The organism is Arthrobacter sp. 10L424 (assembly GCF_056395325.1).
The window spans coordinates 74821-92739 of the sequence record NZ_JBFTJH010000009.1 but is presented as its reverse complement, the minus strand read 5'-3'; the positions used below and the strand labels follow the sequence as shown (position 1 = coordinate 92739).

Annotated in this window: 16 protein-coding genes; 13 read left to right on the top strand and 3 right to left on the bottom strand. The window is 66.5% G+C overall.

What is annotated here, in order from left to right; all coding sequences use genetic code 11:
- Window positions 1-25 precede the first annotated feature (25 nt).
- The 9 genes from AC1DC5_RS15160 to AC1DC5_RS15120 all read left to right on the top strand — a co-directional run bounded on the left by AC1DC5_RS15160 (window position 26) and on the right by AC1DC5_RS15120 (window position 10073).
- Window positions 26-1552, top strand: a complete 1527-nt coding sequence (locus tag AC1DC5_RS15160; RefSeq protein ID WP_476865706.1) for a dihydrolipoamide acetyltransferase family protein — start codon at window positions 26-28, stop codon at window positions 1550-1552.
- 280 nt (window positions 1553-1832) lie between these two features.
- Window positions 1833-2738, top strand: coding sequence for a LysR family transcriptional regulator (locus tag AC1DC5_RS15155; RefSeq protein WP_476865705.1), 906 nt, complete (start codon window positions 1833-1835; stop codon window positions 2736-2738).
- Window positions 2728-3828 carry a mandelate racemase/muconate lactonizing enzyme family protein gene (locus AC1DC5_RS15150; protein WP_476865704.1) on the top strand — a complete coding sequence of 367 codons (1101 nt, stop codon included), beginning with the start codon at window positions 2728-2730 and terminating at the stop codon, window positions 3826-3828. The genes AC1DC5_RS15155 and AC1DC5_RS15150 overlap by 11 nt, the downstream gene beginning before the upstream one ends.
- A gap of 54 nt (window positions 3829-3882) precedes the next feature.
- Complete coding sequence (gene catC, locus AC1DC5_RS15145) at window positions 3883-4161, top strand: muconolactone Delta-isomerase (protein WP_056429033.1); 279 nt, start codon at window positions 3883-3885, stop codon at window positions 4159-4161.
- Window positions 4162-4334: 173 nt separating this feature from the next.
- Window positions 4335-5183, top strand: coding sequence for a catechol 1,2-dioxygenase (gene catA / locus AC1DC5_RS15140; RefSeq protein ID WP_476865703.1), 849 nt, complete (start codon window positions 4335-4337; stop codon window positions 5181-5183).
- A gap of 161 nt (window positions 5184-5344) precedes the next feature.
- Window positions 5345-6709, top strand: a complete 1365-nt coding sequence (locus tag AC1DC5_RS15135) for an MFS transporter (protein ID WP_476865702.1) — start codon at window positions 5345-5347, stop codon at window positions 6707-6709.
- A gap of 110 nt (window positions 6710-6819) precedes the next feature.
- Complete coding sequence (locus tag AC1DC5_RS15130) at window positions 6820-7593, top strand: 1,6-dihydroxycyclohexa-2,4-diene-1-carboxylate dehydrogenase (protein WP_476865701.1); 774 nt, start codon at window positions 6820-6822, stop codon at window positions 7591-7593.
- A 39-nt stretch (window positions 7594-7632) separates the two neighbouring features.
- Window positions 7633-8217 (top strand): flavin reductase family protein, encoded by a 585-nt coding sequence (locus AC1DC5_RS15125; protein WP_441405227.1) that lies wholly within the window; start codon window positions 7633-7635, stop codon window positions 8215-8217.
- Between the two features lie 257 nt (window positions 8218-8474).
- Window positions 8475-10073 (top strand): AMP-binding protein, encoded by a 1599-nt coding sequence (locus AC1DC5_RS15120; RefSeq protein ID WP_476865700.1) that lies wholly within the window; start codon window positions 8475-8477, stop codon window positions 10071-10073.
- Window positions 10074-10115: 42 nt separating this feature from the next.
- On the opposite strand, the gene AC1DC5_RS15115 is transcribed toward AC1DC5_RS15120, so the two are convergent.
- From AC1DC5_RS15115 to AC1DC5_RS15105, 3 genes are all read right to left on the bottom strand, one after another.
- A complete protein-coding gene (locus AC1DC5_RS15115) occupies window positions 10116-10547 on the bottom strand; it encodes a universal stress protein (protein ID WP_476865699.1) in 432 nt (143 codons plus the stop codon).
- A 51-nt stretch (window positions 10548-10598) separates the two neighbouring features.
- Window positions 10599-11891 carry an aminotransferase-like domain-containing protein gene (locus tag AC1DC5_RS15110; protein ID WP_476865698.1) on the bottom strand — a complete coding sequence of 431 codons (1293 nt, stop codon included), beginning with the start codon at window positions 11889-11891 and terminating at the stop codon, window positions 10599-10601.
- Between the two features lie 135 nt (window positions 11892-12026).
- Complete coding sequence (locus AC1DC5_RS15105) at window positions 12027-12590, bottom strand: NAD(P)H-dependent oxidoreductase (RefSeq protein WP_476865697.1); 564 nt, start codon at window positions 12588-12590, stop codon at window positions 12027-12029.
- 125 nt (window positions 12591-12715) lie between these two features.
- On the opposite strand from AC1DC5_RS15105, the gene AC1DC5_RS15100 reads away from it, so the two are divergent.
- The 4 genes from AC1DC5_RS15100 (at window position 12716) to AC1DC5_RS15085 (ending at window position 17898) form a co-directional block, all read left to right on the top strand.
- The gene (locus AC1DC5_RS15100) at window positions 12716-13312 is read left to right on the top strand and encodes a TetR/AcrR family transcriptional regulator (RefSeq protein WP_476865696.1); all 597 of its coding nucleotides are present in this window, start codon (window positions 12716-12718) and stop codon (window positions 13310-13312) included.
- 361 nt (window positions 13313-13673) lie between these two features.
- Entirely contained in the window at window positions 13674-14660 is a 987-nt protein-coding gene (locus AC1DC5_RS15095; protein ID WP_441405221.1) for an ABC transporter permease, read from the top strand.
- Window positions 14661-14662: 2 nt separating this feature from the next.
- On the top strand, window positions 14663-15649 hold the full coding sequence (locus AC1DC5_RS15090) for an ABC transporter permease (RefSeq protein ID WP_476865695.1): 987 nt from the start codon (window positions 14663-14665) through the stop codon (window positions 15647-15649).
- Window positions 15646-17898 (top strand): ABC transporter ATP-binding protein, encoded by a 2253-nt coding sequence (locus AC1DC5_RS15085; RefSeq protein ID WP_476865694.1) that lies wholly within the window; start codon window positions 15646-15648, stop codon window positions 17896-17898. Before AC1DC5_RS15090 ends, AC1DC5_RS15085 begins: the two co-directional genes overlap by 4 nt.
- The last annotated feature ends 21 nt before the right edge of the window (window positions 17899-17919 follow it).

The following is a 17919-nucleotide window of genomic DNA, read 5'->3' as shown; positions in this document are numbered from 1 at the left end:
AGACGCCTCCCAAATCAAGGACACCATGACTCTCCATAAGTTCAACCTCCCCGACGTGGGCGAGGGGCTGACCGAGGCCGAAATCGTCTCCTGGAAGGTCAAGGCGGGCGACACTGTGGCCGTCAATGACGTCATCTGTGAGATCGAGACTGCCAAGTCCCTCGTCGAACTGCCGTCCCCGTTTGCCGGAACCGTCACGGAACTGCTGGTCAAGGAGGGGGTGACAGTCGACGTCGGAACCCCCATCATCAGTGTGAGCGACGCAGCGCCCTCCGGCGCCACCCCCGCCGCCCCCGCCGCCCCGGCTGCCGCCGTCGAGCCCGCTACTGCGCCGGTTGAGGCACCCATGTACGGGAAGCTGGAAGCGGACACGCCCGACGCCGGGGAATCCGCCGGGCGCCCGGCCGGCGGTCCGCTGGTCGGTTCGGGCCCCAAGGCCGACGCTGTCAAGCGCCGCCGTCGGGTCGCCGCCCCGGCGGCGAAGCCTGCGGCCGGGACCGGCCCGGTCGCCGCTCCCGTCCCGCCGGCCGAGCCGGTGGAGGCGCACGACATCCGGATCAGCCCGGAATCCGTCGCCCACGCGGAGCGCCCGGCAGCCGCGGAGAGCATCGACCTGCGCCCCACCCTCGGCGGCGCCATCAGCGGCCTCGTCAGCAGGGTCCTGGCCAAGCCGCCCGTGCGGAAGATCGCCCGCGACCTCGGCATCGACCTGTCGGACGTCATCCCCACCGGCGCCCGCGGCGAAGTGACCCGCGAGGACCTGGTCAGCTACCAGGCCCAGCGCGACGCGGAGGTGGACAAGGCGGACAGCTTCTGGGGCAAGACCGGACGGCCGCAGGAACAGCGGATCGAACGGATCCCGGTCAAGGGCGTCCGCAAAGCCACCGCGAGGGCCATGGTCGAGTCGGCCTTCGCCGCCCCGCACGTGAGCATCTTCGTTGACGTCGACGCCAGCCGGACTATGGAGTTCGTCAAGCGGCTCAAGGCCTCCCGCGATTTCGAAGGCATCAAGGTTTCGCCGCTGCTGATCCTGGCCAAGGCGGTGATCTGGGCAGCGGCCCGTAACCCCAGCGTCAACGCGACCTGGGTGGACGACCCGGACGGCGCCGACTCCGCCGAGATCCATGTCAAGCACTTCATGAACCTCGGGATCGCTGCGGCTACGCCCCGCGGCCTGATGGTCCCCAACATCAAGAACGCCCAGGACCTCTCGCTCAAGGAGCTGGCGCTGGCCTTGAACGACCTCGCCACCACCGCCAGGGCAGGCAAGACCCAGCCCGCCCAGATGCAGGGCGGCACCCTGACCGTCACCAACATCGGCGCCCTCGGGATCGATACCGGCACGCCGATCATCAACCCGGGCGAGGTCGCCATCGTGGCCTTCGGCACCATCAAGCAGAAGCCCTGGGTCCTCGACGGCGAAGTGATTCCGCGCTGGATCACCACCCTCGGCGGCTCCTTCGACCACCGCGTGGTGGACGGCGACCTCTCGGCACGGTTCATGGCCGACGTCGCGTCGATCCTGGAAGAGCCTGCCCTGCTCCTGGACTGATCCGCGGGCCCGGGCTGGCTGCTCGGCCCTCGGCCCGTCGGCAACGCTCCTGCCCAGTTACCTCGGCCCTGCCCACCCGGCGCCCGCGCATTTCCACGGCGCGCCGGGGCTGGAACGCTTACCAGCGGCCGGTAACCGGGCAGGAACGTCGCGAGGTCCGCTAATTTGATATGCAAAACGTCCCAATAGCTTCCAAATAGATATTTCCCCTTACTAATAGGTCCTCCTAAGCTGATCTGAGCACGGCATTTCGCCTGCTCCGAGCTGCCCGGGAGCTTCAATGGAGACGCGCCACCTCAAGTACTTCATTGCCGTGGCCGAGGAACGCCATTTCGGCCGCGCGGCCCAGCGGCTGCACATGGCCCAGCCGCCGCTGTCCCAGCAGATCAGGCAGCTCGAGGAACAGCTCGGCACGACCCTGCTGCTGCGCACCACCCGCAAGGTTGACCTCACACCTGCCGGGCAGGTCCTCCTGGACAGGGGGCGGCTGCTGCTCCAGGAACTCGAGTCTCTCGAGGAGGACGTCAAGCAGGTCGGCGCCGGCGCCACCGGCGTCATCCGCGTCGGCTTCACCGGGACCGCCACCTACCGGCTCATGCCCAGCATCGTCCAGGCCGCCCGCCGCGCCCTTCCTGGCCTCCGCATCACCGTTCAGGGCGAGATGCTGACACCACAAATGGAGTCCGCGCTGGAGGAGGGCCGGATCGACGTCGCTGTCCTCCGGCCGCCGGTCCGTTCCGGAGATGTCGCGCTCAAACTCCTGGAACAGGATCAGCTTGTTGCCGCACTCCCGGCCGATTCACCGCTGGCTGACACCGGGATCCTCGAGCTGGCGGACCTCGCCGGCCAGGACTTCATCGGCTATCCAAGCTACTCCGCCGTCAGCAGCATCGTGGTGGACGCCTGCCGCAAGGCCGGGTTCCAGCCCCGGCTTGTCCAGGAAGCGAGGGAGACCTCGACTCTCCTCTCGCTCGTTGCCGCCGGGATGGGGATCGCCCTGGTGCCAATGACGTCCAGGATGTTCTCCTTCCAGGGCGTGGTGTTCCGCCCGCTGCGCAATCCGCCGCCGGTCGACCTCGCGGTCGCGTGGAACCGCAACACCGAAACGCCCCTCCTGCGCAGTTTCCTGCAACTTTTCGACTCCCTGCCCACAGCCGCGCCAAAGGAACCCAGCCGTGAAAATTGAACGTATTGAGGCCATCCCGTACTCGATTCCCTACGCGCGCCCGCTGAAGTTCGCCAGCGGTGAGGTGACCTCCGCGGACCACGTGCTGGTCCGGATCTACACGGATACCGGCATCTGTGGTGTCGCCGACACCCCGCCGCGGCCCTACACGTACGGCGAAACCCAGGACTCTATCGTCTCGGTGGTGACCAAGGTCTTTGCCCCGCAGCTCATCGGGCTGGACCCACTGGACCGCTCAAAGGTCCAGCAGCTGCTCCGCCGCACGGTCAATAACCCCACGGCCAAGGGCGCCCTGGACATCGCGCTCTGGGATCTCATCGGAATCTCCCTGGGCACGCCGGTGCACAAACTGCTGGGCGGATTCACGGACAGCATGCGGGTCTCCCACATGCTTGGCTTCAAGCCCGCCGCAGAGCTCCTCGAAGAAGCGCTCCGCTTCCGCGAAACCTACGGCATCAACACGTTCAAGCTGAAGACCGGGCGGCGGCCGCTCTCCCTGGACGTGGAGGCCTGCCATGTCCTGCGGGAAGGGCTCGGAACGGACACAGAGATTTACCTCGACGCCAACCGCGGCTGGACGGCGAATGAGGCCATGGAGGTCCTCCGCCGGACCGAGGGCCTTGGCCTGTCCATGCTGGAGGAACCGTGCGACGCCGGAGAGGCCCTGGGCCGCCGCCGGCTGGTGCAGAACTCGAGCATCCCGATTGTGGGCGACGAAAGTGTTCCCACCCTGGGCGACGTCTCCCGGGAGCTGCTTTCAGGTGGCAGCAACGCGATCTGCATCAAGACCGCGCGCAGCGGTTTCACCGAAGCCCAGCAGATCCTCGGCCTCTGTGAGGGGCTCGGTGTGGACGTCACCATGGGCAACCAGATCGACACCCAGGTCGGCAGCCTCGCCACGGTCACCTTTGGGGCGGCATTCGAAGCCACCTCCCGGCGTGCAGGGGAACTCTCCAACTACCTGGACATGACCGACGACCTCCTTGCCGAGCCGCTGAAAATCGCCGACGGCGCCATCCGGGTCCGTGAGGTCCCCGGCGTCGGCGCGGCCATCGACGCCGACAAACTGCGAAAGTACCGCCAGGACTAGGCCGTCCTGCCCGCATCCTTCCCTCCGATTTCCCCACACCGCAAGGAGAACCACATGCTCTACCTGGTCCGCATGGACGTCAACATTCCGCTGGACATGCCCAAGGAGCGCGCAGACGCTATCAAGGCGGAGGAACGGGAGTACTCCCAGCAGCTTCAGCGCGACGGACGCTGGGCTCATTTGTGGCGGGTCGTGGGCGAGTACTCCAATTACTCGGTGTTCGACGTCGCGGACAACGACGAGCTGCACACCCTGCTCTCCGGACTGCCGCTCTTCCCGTTCATGGACATCAAGGTGACGCCGCTCGCCAAGCACCCGTCCGCCGTCGAATAGGCCCCGCCGGATTCATATCCAAAAGCTTTCAATGAGAGCGAAATAGGTATTTCCCCCCGATCAATTCCGGGCCTACCGTGGAAGCAACACCGGATGTGATCCACCGCACGACGCGCAGTCCGGCGCCCATCGACAAGCGTTTTTACCATCGTTCTTTTGACAAGGGAGTCACCATGACCACGGAAACCGAAGCCACAGCAGCCTCCTCGGGCGCGGGGGCAACTGCCCGCTTCCGGGAGAACAAGAAGATCGCCGCCAGCGCCGGCCAGGAGCGGGTCAGCACCCTCGCCGGCCGGGTCATCAAGGCAATCAACGACACCGTCCTGGACGAGAAAGTCACCTACGACGAGTACAACGCCTTCAAAGCCTGGCTCATCCAGGTCGGCGAGGACGGCGAGTGGCCGCTGTTCCTGGACGTCTGGGTGGAACACTCCGTCGAGGAAGTAGCCAACTCCAGCCGCCACGGCTCCAAGGGCAGCATCGAAGGGCCCTACTACATCCCGGACGCCCCCTCGCTCAACACCCCGGCCACCCTGCCCATGCGCGACGACGAACCCGGCACTCCGCTGCTTTTCCAGGGCCAGGTCACGAACGTCGACGGCGAGCCGCTCGCCGGGGCCCTGATCGAGCTGTGGCACGCGGATGACCTCGGCTTCTACTCCCAGTTCGCCCCCGGACTGCCCGAATGGAACCTCCGCGGTTCCATCACCGCCGACGCCCAGGGCAACTTCCAGATCAACACCATGCAGCCCGCGCCGTACCAGATCCCCACCGACGGTGCATGCGGGGCCCTCATCGCGGCCGCCGGCTGGCACGCATGGCGGCCCGCCCACCTGCACCTGAAGGTCTCCGCCCCCGAGTACCAGCTCATCACCACCCAGCTCTACTTCGAAGGCGACGAACACGTGGCTGACGATATCGCCTCGGCCGTGAAGCCTGAACTCGTCCTCGCGCCCACTGAGCGGGCGGACGGCAAGGGCCGCGAAGTCACTTACAACTTCGTTCTCGACCCCCAGGACTAAGCCCCTTTCCCGATCCCGGGGCCGGAATGTTCCCGCCCCGGGGTCGACCCAAATTCATTCCCAACACCCGCCGCGATGCCCCCTGCCCAAAATGCAGTTGCCGCAGCCGCACGGATCCCGGATCAGTCGGGCCAGAACATTTACACGAAAGTGAGTTACCGGTGACAAAACTCGCCTATAACGTCCAGGACGTTATCGACAACACGCCCATGGGATTCAAACGATGGTCCATCGTCGTCCTCTGTTTCGTGATCGCATTGCTGGACGGATTCGACACGCAGTCCATCGCATTCATCGGTCCGGCGATCGCCGAAGACTTTGGCTTGAAGGCCACTGACATGACCTGGGTGATCACCGCCAGCACTGTTGGCATGTGCGTGGGCGCCATGTCCCTTGGCACGTTCGGGGACCGAATCGGTCGCAAGAAAACCATCCTGCTCGCCCTTGCACTTTTTGGCGTGTTCTCCCTTGCTGGCGCCTTCGCTCAATCGCTGGAGCAGATTGTCATTCTGCGCTTCCTCATTGGCCTCGGCATGGGCGGCGCCACGCCTGCCCTGCTGGCTTTGACGGCAGAGTACAGCCCCAAATCCCGACGCGGCACGTTCATGACATTGGTGCTGCTGGGCCTGCCTGGCGGCGCGCTGCTCGGCGGGCTTGTGGCAGCGGCCTGGCTCCCCGTCCTGGGCTGGCGCGGAATATTCCTGGTCGGAGGCGTGCTGCCCCTGATCATGGTCCTGATCTGCATGAGGATGCTCTCCGAGTCGCCGGTCTTCCTGGCAGCCAAGGGCACGCCCACAGCCGACGCAGAGGCGCGCCAGATCATGGCGGCGGTCTCCGGCGGCCCGGTCAGCCCTGACGCCGTACTGACGACAAATGACAAAGCCGAGGAGCGCAGTTCCGTTGCAGCACTCTTCTCAGCCAAGTACCGGATGGTTACCATCGCAGTCTTTGCCACCTACCTGCTCAACTGGATCGCGTGGTTCCTGCTGCTGCTTTGGATGCCCACCGCACTCAAGATGTTGGGGCTGGCAGGCTCCCAGGCCGCCATGGGGACCGTGACCGTCAACGGCGCGTTCATCCTCTTTGCCATCCCGCTGTCCATCATCCTGCCCAAGGTAAACCCCCGGAAGCTGCTCCTGGTCATGTTTGGCGCGGGAATCCTCATCGCGATTGGACTTGGATTGGCCGGCTCCAACTTTGCGCTGGTGTTCGTGTTGATCGGGCTGGCCGGCTTCGGCATTGGCGGCCAGCAGTTGGCCCTGAACTACCTGATCGCCAACGCCTACCCCACTCAACTTCGTGCCACGGCTACCGGCTGGGGAATCGGCATTGGCCGTCTTGGTTCCATCGTGGGCTCAGCCCTCGGAGGGGTCATCCTTACGGGACTGGGCGTCTCCGGATACTTCATGGCTCTCGCTGTTCCGCTGGTCCTCGCCGGACTGGCCACTCTCCTGGTGCGAAGCACGGCTGTCCAGGCCGATCCTGCACCGACGGCGACGCCACTGGAACGTGAAGCAGTCAGCTAGCGCGGGCAGGAGACCGACGAGCAGTGCCCGCCGCAGCGGTAGCAGGATACGCGCGGCGGGCACCTGCCAGCCATGAATCGGCAGCAACTGACAAGCAAGGACACACAGCAATGCGTTTTACCAACAAGGTTGTAGTAGTTACGGGTGCCGCCCAAGGGATCGGCGCAGTCGTCGCCCGGAAGATTGCCGCCGAGGGCGGCAGCGTGGTGCTGGCGGACCGGTCGGAGCTGGTCACGGAGGTGTGTGCCGAGCTGACTGCCGGTGGTGCTCCCGCCCGGTATTTCCTTTGCAATCTGGAAACTTATGCGGGCGCCGCGGACCTGATGGCCTTTGCGCTGGCGGAGTTTGGACGGATCGACATCCTCATTAACAATGTTGGCGGCACGATCTGGGCCAAGCCCTTCGAGCACTATCAGGAAGACGAAATCGAGGCCGAAGTGCGGCGCTCCCTATTCCCCACATTGTGGTGCTGCCGTGCCGTGCTGCCGCACATGGTCGAGCGGACGGCCGGGGTCATCGTGAACGTCTCCTCGATAGCCACGCGCAGCATCAACCGCGTGCCGTACGCGGCGGCAAAGGGCGGGGTTAACGCGCTGACCGCGTCACTGGCCTTCGAAGCCGCTTCGCACGGAATCCGCGTAGTGGCGACGGCGCCCGGCGGCACAGCGGCCCCGCCGCGCAAGGTGCCCCGCAATCCCAACGCGCAGTCGGACCAGGAAGCGATTTGGTATCAGCAGATCGTCGACCAGACCACCGAAAGCACCCTGTTCAAGCGGTACGGCACCCTTGACGAGCAAGCCGCCCCGATCTTGTTCATGGCCTCTGACGACGCCAGTTACATCACTGGTGTTGTCCTGCCGGTGGGCGGAGGGGACCTCGGATAACTCCGCCCGGTCCGAAGAAACAGCAGGAAGGAGATATCGATGACGCAGGACGTCATGGGAAGCATCGAAAAGCGGGAATTGCGCCAGGTATTCGGCACGTTCGCTACAGGTGTCACCGTAGTCACCACCCGGACGGACGACGGCGTTCCGCACGGCGCCACGGTCAACGCCTTCGCGGCGGTTTCCCTCGACCCGCCGCTTGCCCAGGTCACGCTGACCCGGGCCTCGCGCGCCGCAGGGTACCTGGAGGGTGCCCCGTTCGCCATCAACATCCTCTCCCTCGAACAAGTCGATGCGGCCCGGCACTTTGCCGGCAAAGTCGTCGACGCGGAACCGGAATGGACTCTGGACGGCAACGTACCGGTGCTGGCCGGGAATGCCGCCACGCTTGAGTGCCGGCCCTGGAACATCTACGACGGCGGCGACCACATCATCGTTGTCGGTGAGGTCATTGCCATGGAGATCACCCAGCGGGAACCGCTCGTGTTCTTCGGCGGTGAGCTCCGCACGATGGGACGCCCAGTCGGGGGAGCCCGGTGGCATCACACCGAAGATGACTCCGAATCGGGCTGGTTCGCGGGATCCAACTCCTTCACGCCGCTGCATGCCCCAAAGTCCCCCTAGCCTGCCGGGTCGTGCAGGGTTGCCATAGCCCGGGCGCGACGCTCCTGCCCGGTTACCTCGGCCCTGCCCACCCGGCGCCCGCGCAATTCCGCGGTGCGGGCAGGCTGACACGCCTGCCCGCGGCCACCGGGCGTGGTGACCCGCGTCAACGGCCGGTCCTGTCCACGGCGGCACTGTCCTGTCCACGCAGGCACGCCGGCACTAGAGTGGCACCAGCCCCCGCCAGCCCGGCGGACGCGGATCAAAGGAGATGTTGCGTGTTTTCCAGCCCGTTCCCCGATGTGGAAATTCCCGATGTCAGCCTCTACGACTACCTCTTTGGCGGCCTGGAGGAGGCGGACCTGGACCGGATCGCCGTCGTCGACGGCACGAGTGGTGCGGAGACCAGCTACCGGACGCTGGTGGGGCAGATCGACGCCGTCGCCGGAGCCGTGGCGGCCCAGGGGCTGGGTGTCCACGGCGTCGCGGCGATGCTTTGCCCCAATATCCCGGCCTTTGCTGTGGTTTTCCACGGGCTCCTGCGCGCTGGCGCGACGGTCACCACCGTCAACTCCCTGTACACGGCGGACGAGATCGCCCTCCAGCTCGCCGACGCCGGCGCGGAGTGGTTGTTCACCGTCTCGGCCCTGCTCCCCGCAGCCCAGGAAGCCGCCGCCCGGGCCGGGATCCCGGCCGGCAGGCTCGTCGTCCTCGACGGCGCCGCCGGCCACCCGTCGCTGCGGGACCTGCTGACCTCCGGTGCGCCGGTACCGGAGGTAAGCTTCGACCCTTCCACCCACGTGGCCGTGCTGCCGTACTCCTCCGGGACCACCGGCCGGCCCAAAGGCGTGATGCTCAGCCACCGGAACCTCGTGGCGAACGCGGAGCAGTCCCGCGGGCTGCTCAAAGTCACCCCGGAGGACCGCCTGCTGGCACTGCTGCCGTTCTTCCACATCTACGGGCTGACCGTGCTGCTGAACCTCGCCCTGCGCCAGCGTGCCTGCTTGGTCACGATGCCGAAGTTCGAGCTGGCCGAGTTCCTGCGGATCATCCAGGACCAGAAGTGCAGCTACCTGTTCATCGCACCGCCGGTGGCCGTGGCCCTGGCCAAGCACCCGATGGTGGCCGAGTACGACCTCAGCTCCGTGCACACCACGCTGTCCGGGGCGGCGCCGCTCGACGGCGAACTGGGCGGCAGGCTGGCCGAACGCCTGGGCTGCCGCGTCCTGCAGGGCTACGGCATGACGGAGATGAGCCCGGTGTCCCACCTGATTCCGGTGGACGCCGCGGACCTGCCCGTCAGCTCGGTCGGCTACACCGTTCCCAACATGGACTGCCGGCTGCTGGATCCCGCCACCGGGGACGAAATTGAGGTCCCGGCGGAGGGCACCAGCGCGGCCGGCCACCTGCTCTGCCGGGGACCAAACGTGATGCTCGGCTACCTCAACCGGCCCGGGGAAACGGCGGACACCCTCGACGCCGACGGCTTCCTGCACACCGGGGACATCGCCACCGTGAACGCCGACGGCGTGGTTACGATCGTCGACCGGCTCAAGGAACTGATCAAGTACAAGGGCTACCAGATCGCTCCGGCGGAGCTGGAGGCGCTGCTGCTGACGCACCCCGGCATCGCGGATGCCGCGGTGATCGGAACGCCCGACGCCGACGGCCAGGAAGTGCCGATGGCGTTCGTGGTGCTCCAGCCCGCGGACGGCGGCGAGCCGCTCGACGAGGCCGCGGTGATGGACTACGTGGCTGCCAAGGTGGCGCCCTTCAAGAAGATCCGCCGGGTGGAGTTCATCGACGCCGTGCCGAAGTCCGCCTCCGGCAAGATCCTGCGCCGGATGCTCAAGACCGCAGGGGCGGCAGCCGGGTAGGCACGGAGCCACCCCTAGGCAGCGCCGGGCCGCCGGCGCTGCCTAGCTGGACGAGTCGGTCTTGGCGATGTAAACGTCGCAGGGTGCGTTGTGGGCCACGGAGTTGGCAACGCTTCCCAGCACGCGGCCCAGTCCCTGCATCCGCCGGTTGCCGACCACGATCAGCTGGGCGCCGGAGCGGGCCGCTTCGTCGATCAGGGCCTCGGCGGGTTTGCCGCGGGCGGCCGCGTACGTGACATGGAGCGCCGGGGTACGGAGGCTGTCGGCGACGCTTCGGGCGACCTTCTCCGCGTCGCCGGCGTCGGAAACGATCCACTTGTCGCTGCCGCTGCCGTAGATCTCGGTCCGGTCGCTGTCGAAGGCGCTGACCACGTGAAGGGTGGCCCCCAGCGAAGCGGCCAGGTCACGGGCGGTGTGCGCTGCCTTCAGGGCAGTCTCGCTGCCATCAACACCGACAACAACAATTCCGGTCATGAATTACTCCTTGAGGTCAACGAACGGCTGGCCATACACCATTGACTCAGGCTACAGGGCGGCGATGGCTTCCCGCAGGACCGGTGCCAGCCGGCGGACTCCCTCGCGGATGGACTCCGGCGGGACGGCGCTGAACGCCAGCCGGATCTTGTTGGAGGGGTCGTCGGAATGCGTGAATGCCGCGCCCGGAATGAAGACCACCCCGGCGTCGATTGCCTTCGTCAGCAGCGGGTAGGTGTCCACGCCCTCGGGCAGGGTGACCCAGACGAAGAAGCCGCCTTCCGGCCGGGTCCAGCTCAGGCCCTCCGGCATGTACTCGTCGAGGGCGGCCAGCATCGCATCGCAGCGTTCCTTGTACAGCCCCCGGTACGTCTCGATCTGGCCGCGCCAGTCGTAGTCGCGGAGGTAGGCGGAGACCAGCATCTGGTTGAGGGTGGGCGGGCACAGGGTGACCGCCTCCGAAGCCAGGTAGTAGCGGCGCTGGAGGTGTGCCGGGACGAGGGCCCAGCCGATCCGCAGGCCCGGCGCGAAGATCTTTGAGAAGGACCCCATGTAGATCACGTCGTCCGGATTGTCGGCCCGCAGCGGGGTGAGGGGCTTGCCGTCGAACCGGAGCAGCCCGTAGGGGTTGTCCTCCAGAACCAAGATATTCGCATTGCGGCATATATCCACGACCTGCTGCCGCCGCTCCGCCGACAGGGTGATGCCCGAGGGGTTGTTGAAGCTCGGGATCGTATACAGGAATTTGATGCTCCTGCCGGCCGTCTGCAGTGCGGCGATCTTGGCCTCGAGGAGGTCCGGGACAATGCCGTCCTCGTCCATCGGCACGGTGGCGACCTCCACCTGATAGGCCTCAAAGGTGTTGAGGGCACCGACGTACGTCGGATCCTCGACCAGCACCACGTCGCCGGGGTTACAGAAGACCTTGGTCGCAACATCCTGGGCGGACTGTGAACCCGCGGTGATCACCACGTTTTCCGGTTTGGCGTCCAGGATCCCTTCGGCGGCCATCACTTCGCAGATCTGGGTCCGGAGCTCCTCGGTGCCCTGCCCGCCGCCGTACTGCAGGGCGGTCATGCCCTGTTCGGCGACGATCTTCGCGGCGGTCTGGCCCAGCCGTTCCAGCGGCAGGGACTGGAGGTACGGGCTTCCGCCGGCCAGCGACACGAGGCCGGGGCGCATCGAGATGTCGAAGACATCGCGGACTGCCGACTGCTTGATGTTTGCTGCGCGCTCCGAGAACAGGTTCTCGTGGCGGTGGGCGGACGTAGCCGCACGTTCGATAGCGTCAATTGCCTCGGCCGGAAGTACTTCTACGGCGGCATCAAGTGTTTCGTGGGTCACATCTCCCAGAATACAACCCTTGTTGCTGCGGGGGAAACTTTTGTTTCCAAGCAGCTTTTTCGCTGCGGAAACGGACAGCCGCCACGTGGAACCACGTAGCGGCTGTCTGAAATCGGCGCGAGATCGCCGGGAAAGCTAGGCTGCGGAAGCCGTGCGGGATTCTTCCAGCGCGACGAAGACGCCCTTGATCTGCTCCACGACCTCGGCGTCGTCCTTCGGGTGAACCTCGGCGAAGCGGACCATGGAACCGGGGACGGCCAGCTTGACGTCCTCCAGGACCTGGGCGCCGGCGATGCCGACGGCCTTGCGGGCCTCATCCTGGGCCCACACGCCGCCGAACTGGCCGAAGGCGGTGCCAACGACGGCGGTCGGCTTGCCGTTGAGGGCGCCTGCGCCGAAGGGGCGTGACAGCCAGTCGATGGCGTTCTTGAGCGAGGCCGGGACCGTGCCGTTGTGCTCCGGCGTGACCAGGAGCAGGGTGTCGGCGTCGTTCGCGGCGGCGCGCAGGGCGGCTGCGGCGGCCGGGACCTGGCCCTCGACGTCGATGTCCTCGTTGTAGAACGGGATGTTGCCGAGGCTGTCGTGGATGAGCACCTCGACCTGCTCCGGCGCGTTCAGCTGGATGGCTTCGGCGAGCTTCTGGTTGGTGGAGCCGGCGCGCAGGCTGCCGACCAGGGTGAGTACGGTGTTCTTGGACATGTGAACTCCTGGGTGTCGCGCCGCGGATGGTCCTGCGGCTGGCTGGACATGGAGGCCATTGCCGGCCTTCACAGATCAAAACGGACTGCGGTCCGGTTCTATTCCCCCGGGCTAGAATGTGCGGTGTGAGCCTCATCCCAATCCGACCGGGCCTGGAGCCTGAGCGCCGCGACGCCGCACGGAACCGCGAGCTGCTGCTGCTCGCTGCCCGCGAGCTCATCGAGGAATGCGGCGCGGACGGGCTGACCATGGGCACGCTGGCGCAGCGGGCCGGCGTGGGCAAGGGGACGGTGTTCCGGCGGTTCGGCAGCCGGGCGGGGCTCATGATGACCCTGTTGAGCGACGCCGAGGCCCAGTTCCAGGGGCGTTTTATGTTCGGCCCGCCGCCGCTCGGCCCCGGGGCCCCGCCGCGGGAGAGGCTCATCGCGTTTGGCGAGGAGCGCATTGCCTGGGTGCTCGAATATGGCGAGCTGGCCAGGGCCGCGGACGTGTCGGCCTACAACCGGTTCGACGTGCCGGCGGCCGTGCTCTGGCACCGGCACCTGGAGATGCTGCTGCGGGAGGCTGGTGTCACAACGGACCCCTGGCTGATGGCCACCTCATTGAGTGCGGTCCTGGAGCCGGAGCGGATCCTGCATGCCGTCCGCGTCCACCACATCGACCCGCAGCGCCTCGTCGCGTCCTGGGGCGAGCTCGTCTCGCGCGTAGTGCGCGGCGCCTAGGTCGATCCGGCCGCCGGCCGCGCCCCACCTAATCCATTCCCCGGAATTATTCATAACGATCTGATACCTGACTCGCGGAATGCCGGGGAGTGCGGCATTCGGCGGCGGTGTCCATGTGATAGTTTCCTCTGGAATGTGACCTGCAACATAGTCCACAAGGACTCGCCGAAAGGCCTGCAGGCGGCCAGATACCCGCTGGCCCAGATCCCGGATCGGCGGCGGTAATCCCCTGCCGGATGGGGACTACGGAAGGATCAAGTAGTGAATCTTGTCAAGAATCCTGCGTGCGTCGAGGCTGCTTCAGCCGGTCCGGCCGCGGCAGGCACCGCACAGGCAACGGCGATCCAGAACTAGTCATCCCATGCTCCGATACCTCGCCAAGCGCGCCATCACGTACGTCTTCATGATCTTCCTGACCACCACAGCCGGGTACTTCCTGGCTGTGAACACGCTGCAGCCCGCGCTGCTGGAGCAGGAGCGGATCCCGCGGCCCACCCCCGAGCAGGTGGCCAACTCCTTCCGGCTCAAGGGCCTCGATCCCGAGCTCAGCCCGTGGGAACGCTACGTCGATTGGCTCACGGCAATCGTCACCCGCTGGGACTGGGGACGCAGCCCCAACGGCGCGTTCATCAACGCCGAATTCGGCGACCGGGTCTGGATCTCCACCCGGCTGTTCATTGCATCCATCATCCTGACCCTGATCATCGGCATCGCCCTGGGCGTCTACACGGCGGCGCGGCAGTACAAGGCCTCGGACCGGGTCATCACCTCCTACAGCTACCTCGTGTACATTGTGCCCGCACCGATCGCCTACTTCCTGGTGCAGCTCGGTGCCATCAACATCAACGAGACGGTCGGCGAACGTATCTTCTTTGTCACCGGGATCTCCACACCGGGGCTCGACGGCGACGGCTGGGCGCAATTCATCGACATGCTGGCGCACTACGCGGTGCCGACCTTCGCCATCACGATCGTGGGCTGGGGGGCCTACCAGATCGCCCAGCGCCAATACCTCCTGGACAACGTCAACGCCGACTTCGTCCGGACCGCGCGCGCCAAGGGGCTGACCCGCAACCAGGCCATCAGCCGCCACGCCCTGCGCGTTTCCTTCATCCCCGTGGCGCAGAGCATCGCCTTCACCATCCCGGCCATCTTTGCCGGCGGCTTCTTCGCCGAGAAGATCTTCGCCTGGCACGGTGTCGGGTCCTGGAGCATCGACGCGATCGCCCTGCAGGACGTCAACGCCGCGACGGCGACCCTCGCCTACGGCTCCGTGATCTTCGCGATCGGCGCGATCCTCGCTGACTTCGCCACCACCCTGGTCGACCCGAGAGTGCGGGTGCAGTAACCATGACAAACCTCAACACCATCGACCCGGCCGCCGTCGCCGGCGAGGCCAAGATCGAGAACAACGACGTCGTCATCGCGAAGTCCTCGATCATCCTCCGCCGCTTCCTGCGCAACAAGACAGCCGTCGTCGGCCTGGTCGTCTTCCTGGCGCTGACCCTGTTCTCCTTCGTGGGCGGCTTCTTCACCAGCTGGGACAAGGAGACGATCGACCCGTTCAACATCGGCATGCCGCCATCGACCGAGCACCTGCTGGGCACCTCCCAGGCCGGAATCGACCTCTACGCCCTCACGGTCGAAGGCACCCGGATCTCGATCCTGATCGGCCTCGTCGTCGGCCTCGTCTCGGTCCTGATCGCCGCCGTCTACGGCTGCACCATGGCCTACTTCGGCGGGAAGGTGGACAAGGTCATGTTGTTCGTCCTCGAAGCCCTGATCATGATGCCGGCCCTGCTGGTGGTCGCCGTGGCCACGAGCGGCGGCGGCGACGGCCTGCAAAAGAGCCTGCCGAGCTGGCTGCTGCTGATCATCGTCCTGCTGGTCTTCAGCTGGATGGGCACCGCCCGCCTCATCCGCTCGCTCTCGATGTCCCTGATGTCGCGTGACTTCGTCAAGGCGGCCCAGTACATGGGCATCCCGCCGCGGCGCATCGTCTGGCGGCACCTCGTCCCGAACATCGGCTCGCTCCTGGTCCTCGACATCACCCGCGGCATCACCGGCGCGATCCTGGCCGAGGTGGCGTTCTCCTTCATCGGCATCGGCATCAAGGTCCCGGATGTCAGCCTGGGTGTGCTGATCGGCCAGGCCACCTCCCAGGTGTCCACCTTCCCGTGGATGTTCTGGGTCCCGCTGACCGTCATGTTCCTGCTGACCGGTTCGCTCGCCATGATGAACGACGGCCTGCGGGACGCATTCGACCCGAGCTCCAGCTCCGTCGGCAGCGCCAAGAAGAAGGGCCGAACCGGCAAGACACAGAGGAGTGCCGCATGAGCCACGAAATGACCGCCAGCCCCGCATCTTCCGGGCTGTCCGCCGCCGATCTCTCCACCGCTGAGCGCCTGCACGTCGCCGGGCTGCACGCCCCCACCGATGCGGTGCTCTCCGTCCGGGACCTGAACGTCCGCTTCAACACGGAGAACGGCGTGGTGCACGCTGTCCGCGGCATCGACTTCGACCTCCGCGCCGGCAAGACGCTGGGCATCGTTGGGGAGTCGGGGTCCGGGAAATCCGTCACCTCCCTGGCCATCCTTGGCCTTCTCCCCCCGACGGCGGAGATCACCGGATCGGTCCGGCTCCAAGGCAAGGAACTCCTTGGCCTCAGCGACAAGGCCATGTGCCAGCACCGCGGCAACGACATCGCCATGGTCTTCCAGGATCCGCTGTCCTCCCTGACCCCGGTCTACACGGTGGGCACCCAGATCATTGAGGCGCTCACCGTCCACAACCCCACGATGAGCAAGCAGGCCAAGGAGGCGCGCGCCGCCGAACTGCTCGGCATGGTGGGCATCCCCAGCCCGAAGGACCGGCTCAAGGCCTTCCCGCACGAGTTCTCCGGCGGCATGCGCCAGCGTGTCATGATCGCCATCGCGATCGCCAACAACCCGCGCGTGCTGATCGCCGATGAACCGACGACGGCGCTCGACGTCACCATCCAGGCGCAGGTCCTCGAGGTGCTGCACACCGCGCAGGAGGAGACCGGCGCCGCCGTCGTGATGATCACCCACGACCTGGGCGTGGTGGCCGGCATGGCCGACGACATCATGGTGATGTACGCCGGCAAGCCGGTGGAGACCGGCAGCGTCGACGACATCTACTACAACCCGCGGATGCCCTACACGATGGGTCTGCTCGGTGCTGTGCCCCGGGTCGACGTGGCAGAGAAGTCCTCGCTGGTGCCGATCGAGGGCATCCCGCCGAACCTCATCCACACCCCCACGGGTTGCTCCTTCGCGCCGCGCTGCCCGCTGGTCAGCGACGCCTGCCTGCAGGGCGAACCGGAGCTGTGGCCCGTCGCCGGGGACAACCTCGACGGCGGCCTGCCGCACCGGGCCGCCTGCATCAAGACCGACTCCCTCGGCCTGGAAGTGGACGTCCGCGAAATCTTCAAGGCCCCGGCGGTGCCGGTGTCGCGCTTTGACGCGATCCCCCGCGCGGAACGCCGGACCGTGCTGGAGCTACGGGACGTGAAGAAGCACTTCCCGCTGCTGAAGGGTGCCCTGATCAAGCGCCGGATCGGCACCGTCAAGGCGGTGGACGGGCTGAGCTTCGACATCCGCGAGGGCGAGTGCTTCTCGATCGTTGGCGAGTCAGGCTGCGGCAAGACCACCACCCTGCTGGAAATCATGGAGTTCCACAAGGACCAGGACGGCGAGGTGGTCATCGGCGGGCTCAGCAACAAGGAAGCCTCGGACGCCAGGACCAAGAGCGCCATGCGCAAGGAACTCCAGATGGTGTTCCAGGACCCCACCGGCGCCCTCGATCCGCGCTTCACCGTCTTTGAGGTGCTGTCCGAGCCGCTCGAGAACGCGGGCATGCCAAAGGCCCAGATCCGGAAGCGGATCATGGAGCTGATGGAACTCGTGGGCCTCCAGCCGGACCACGTGAACCGCTTCCCCAACCAGTTCTCCGGCGGCCAGCGCCAGCGCATCGGCATTGCCCGCGCCCTCGCCGTGAACCCCAAACTCGTGGTCCTCGACGAGCCGGTGTCCGCCCTGGACGTGTCCGTCCAGGCCGGCGTGATCAACCTCCTGGACCAGCTCCGCGCGGAACTCGGGCTGAGCTACCTCATGGTGGCCCACGACCTGTCCGTGGTGCGGCACATCTCCAACCGGGTGGCCGTCATGTACCTGGGCAAGATCGTGGAGATCGGGGACGTGGACAGCGTCTTCGATAACCCGCGCCACCCGTACACCCGGGCCCTGCTCTCCGCGATTCCCGTCCCGGACCCCGTCCTGGAACGCACCCGCGAACGCATCATCCTGCAGGGCGACCTGCCCTCGCCGCTCGAGGCGCCCAAGGGCTGCAACTTCGCCACCCGCTGCCCCGTCTTCGCGGCCCTGCCGCCGGCCCGGCAGGAGAAATGCCTGACCCAGGAGCCGTCGCTGGAAACAGCGGCGTCCACCATGCAGGCCCCCGGCCGCCGGGCCGCCCCGGCAGCCCCCACAGACCAGCAATTCGCCTGTTTCTACCCGGACGGCGAACTGGACGCGGACATGCTCGTTGTCCACGAAACCACCTGACCTACCAGTCACACGCAGCAC

What these genes read in the sequence shown, in the direction of transcription:
- AC1DC5_RS15095 (WP_441405221.1), top strand. Translation starts at nt 13,674, where the DNA reads ATGCTCCGATACCTCGCCAAGCGCGCCATCACGTACGTCTTCATGATC.
- AC1DC5_RS15115 (WP_476865699.1), bottom strand. Translation starts at nt 10,547, where the DNA reads ATGACCGGAATTGTTGTTGTCGGTGTTGATGGCAGCGAGACTGCCCTG.
- catA (WP_476865703.1), top strand. Translation starts at nt 4,335, where the DNA reads ATGACCACGGAAACCGAAGCCACAGCAGCCTCCTCGGGCGCGGGGGCA.
- catC (WP_056429033.1), top strand. Translation starts at nt 3,883, where the DNA reads ATGCTCTACCTGGTCCGCATGGACGTCAACATTCCGCTGGACATGCCC.
- AC1DC5_RS15155 (WP_476865705.1), top strand. Translation starts at nt 1,833, where the DNA reads ATGGAGACGCGCCACCTCAAGTACTTCATTGCCGTGGCCGAGGAACGC.
- AC1DC5_RS15105 (WP_476865697.1), bottom strand. Translation starts at nt 12,590, where the DNA reads ATGTCCAAGAACACCGTACTCACCCTGGTCGGCAGCCTGCGCGCCGGC.
- AC1DC5_RS15160 (WP_476865706.1), top strand. Translation starts at nt 26, where the DNA reads ATGACTCTCCATAAGTTCAACCTCCCCGACGTGGGCGAGGGGCTGACC.
- AC1DC5_RS15125 (WP_441405227.1), top strand. Translation starts at nt 7,633, where the DNA reads ATGACGCAGGACGTCATGGGAAGCATCGAAAAGCGGGAATTGCGCCAG.
- AC1DC5_RS15090 (WP_476865695.1), top strand. Translation starts at nt 14,663, where the DNA reads ATGACAAACCTCAACACCATCGACCCGGCCGCCGTCGCCGGCGAGGCC.
- AC1DC5_RS15085 (WP_476865694.1), top strand. Translation starts at nt 15,646, where the DNA reads ATGAGCCACGAAATGACCGCCAGCCCCGCATCTTCCGGGCTGTCCGCC.
- AC1DC5_RS15130 (WP_476865701.1), top strand. Translation starts at nt 6,820, where the DNA reads ATGCGTTTTACCAACAAGGTTGTAGTAGTTACGGGTGCCGCCCAAGGG.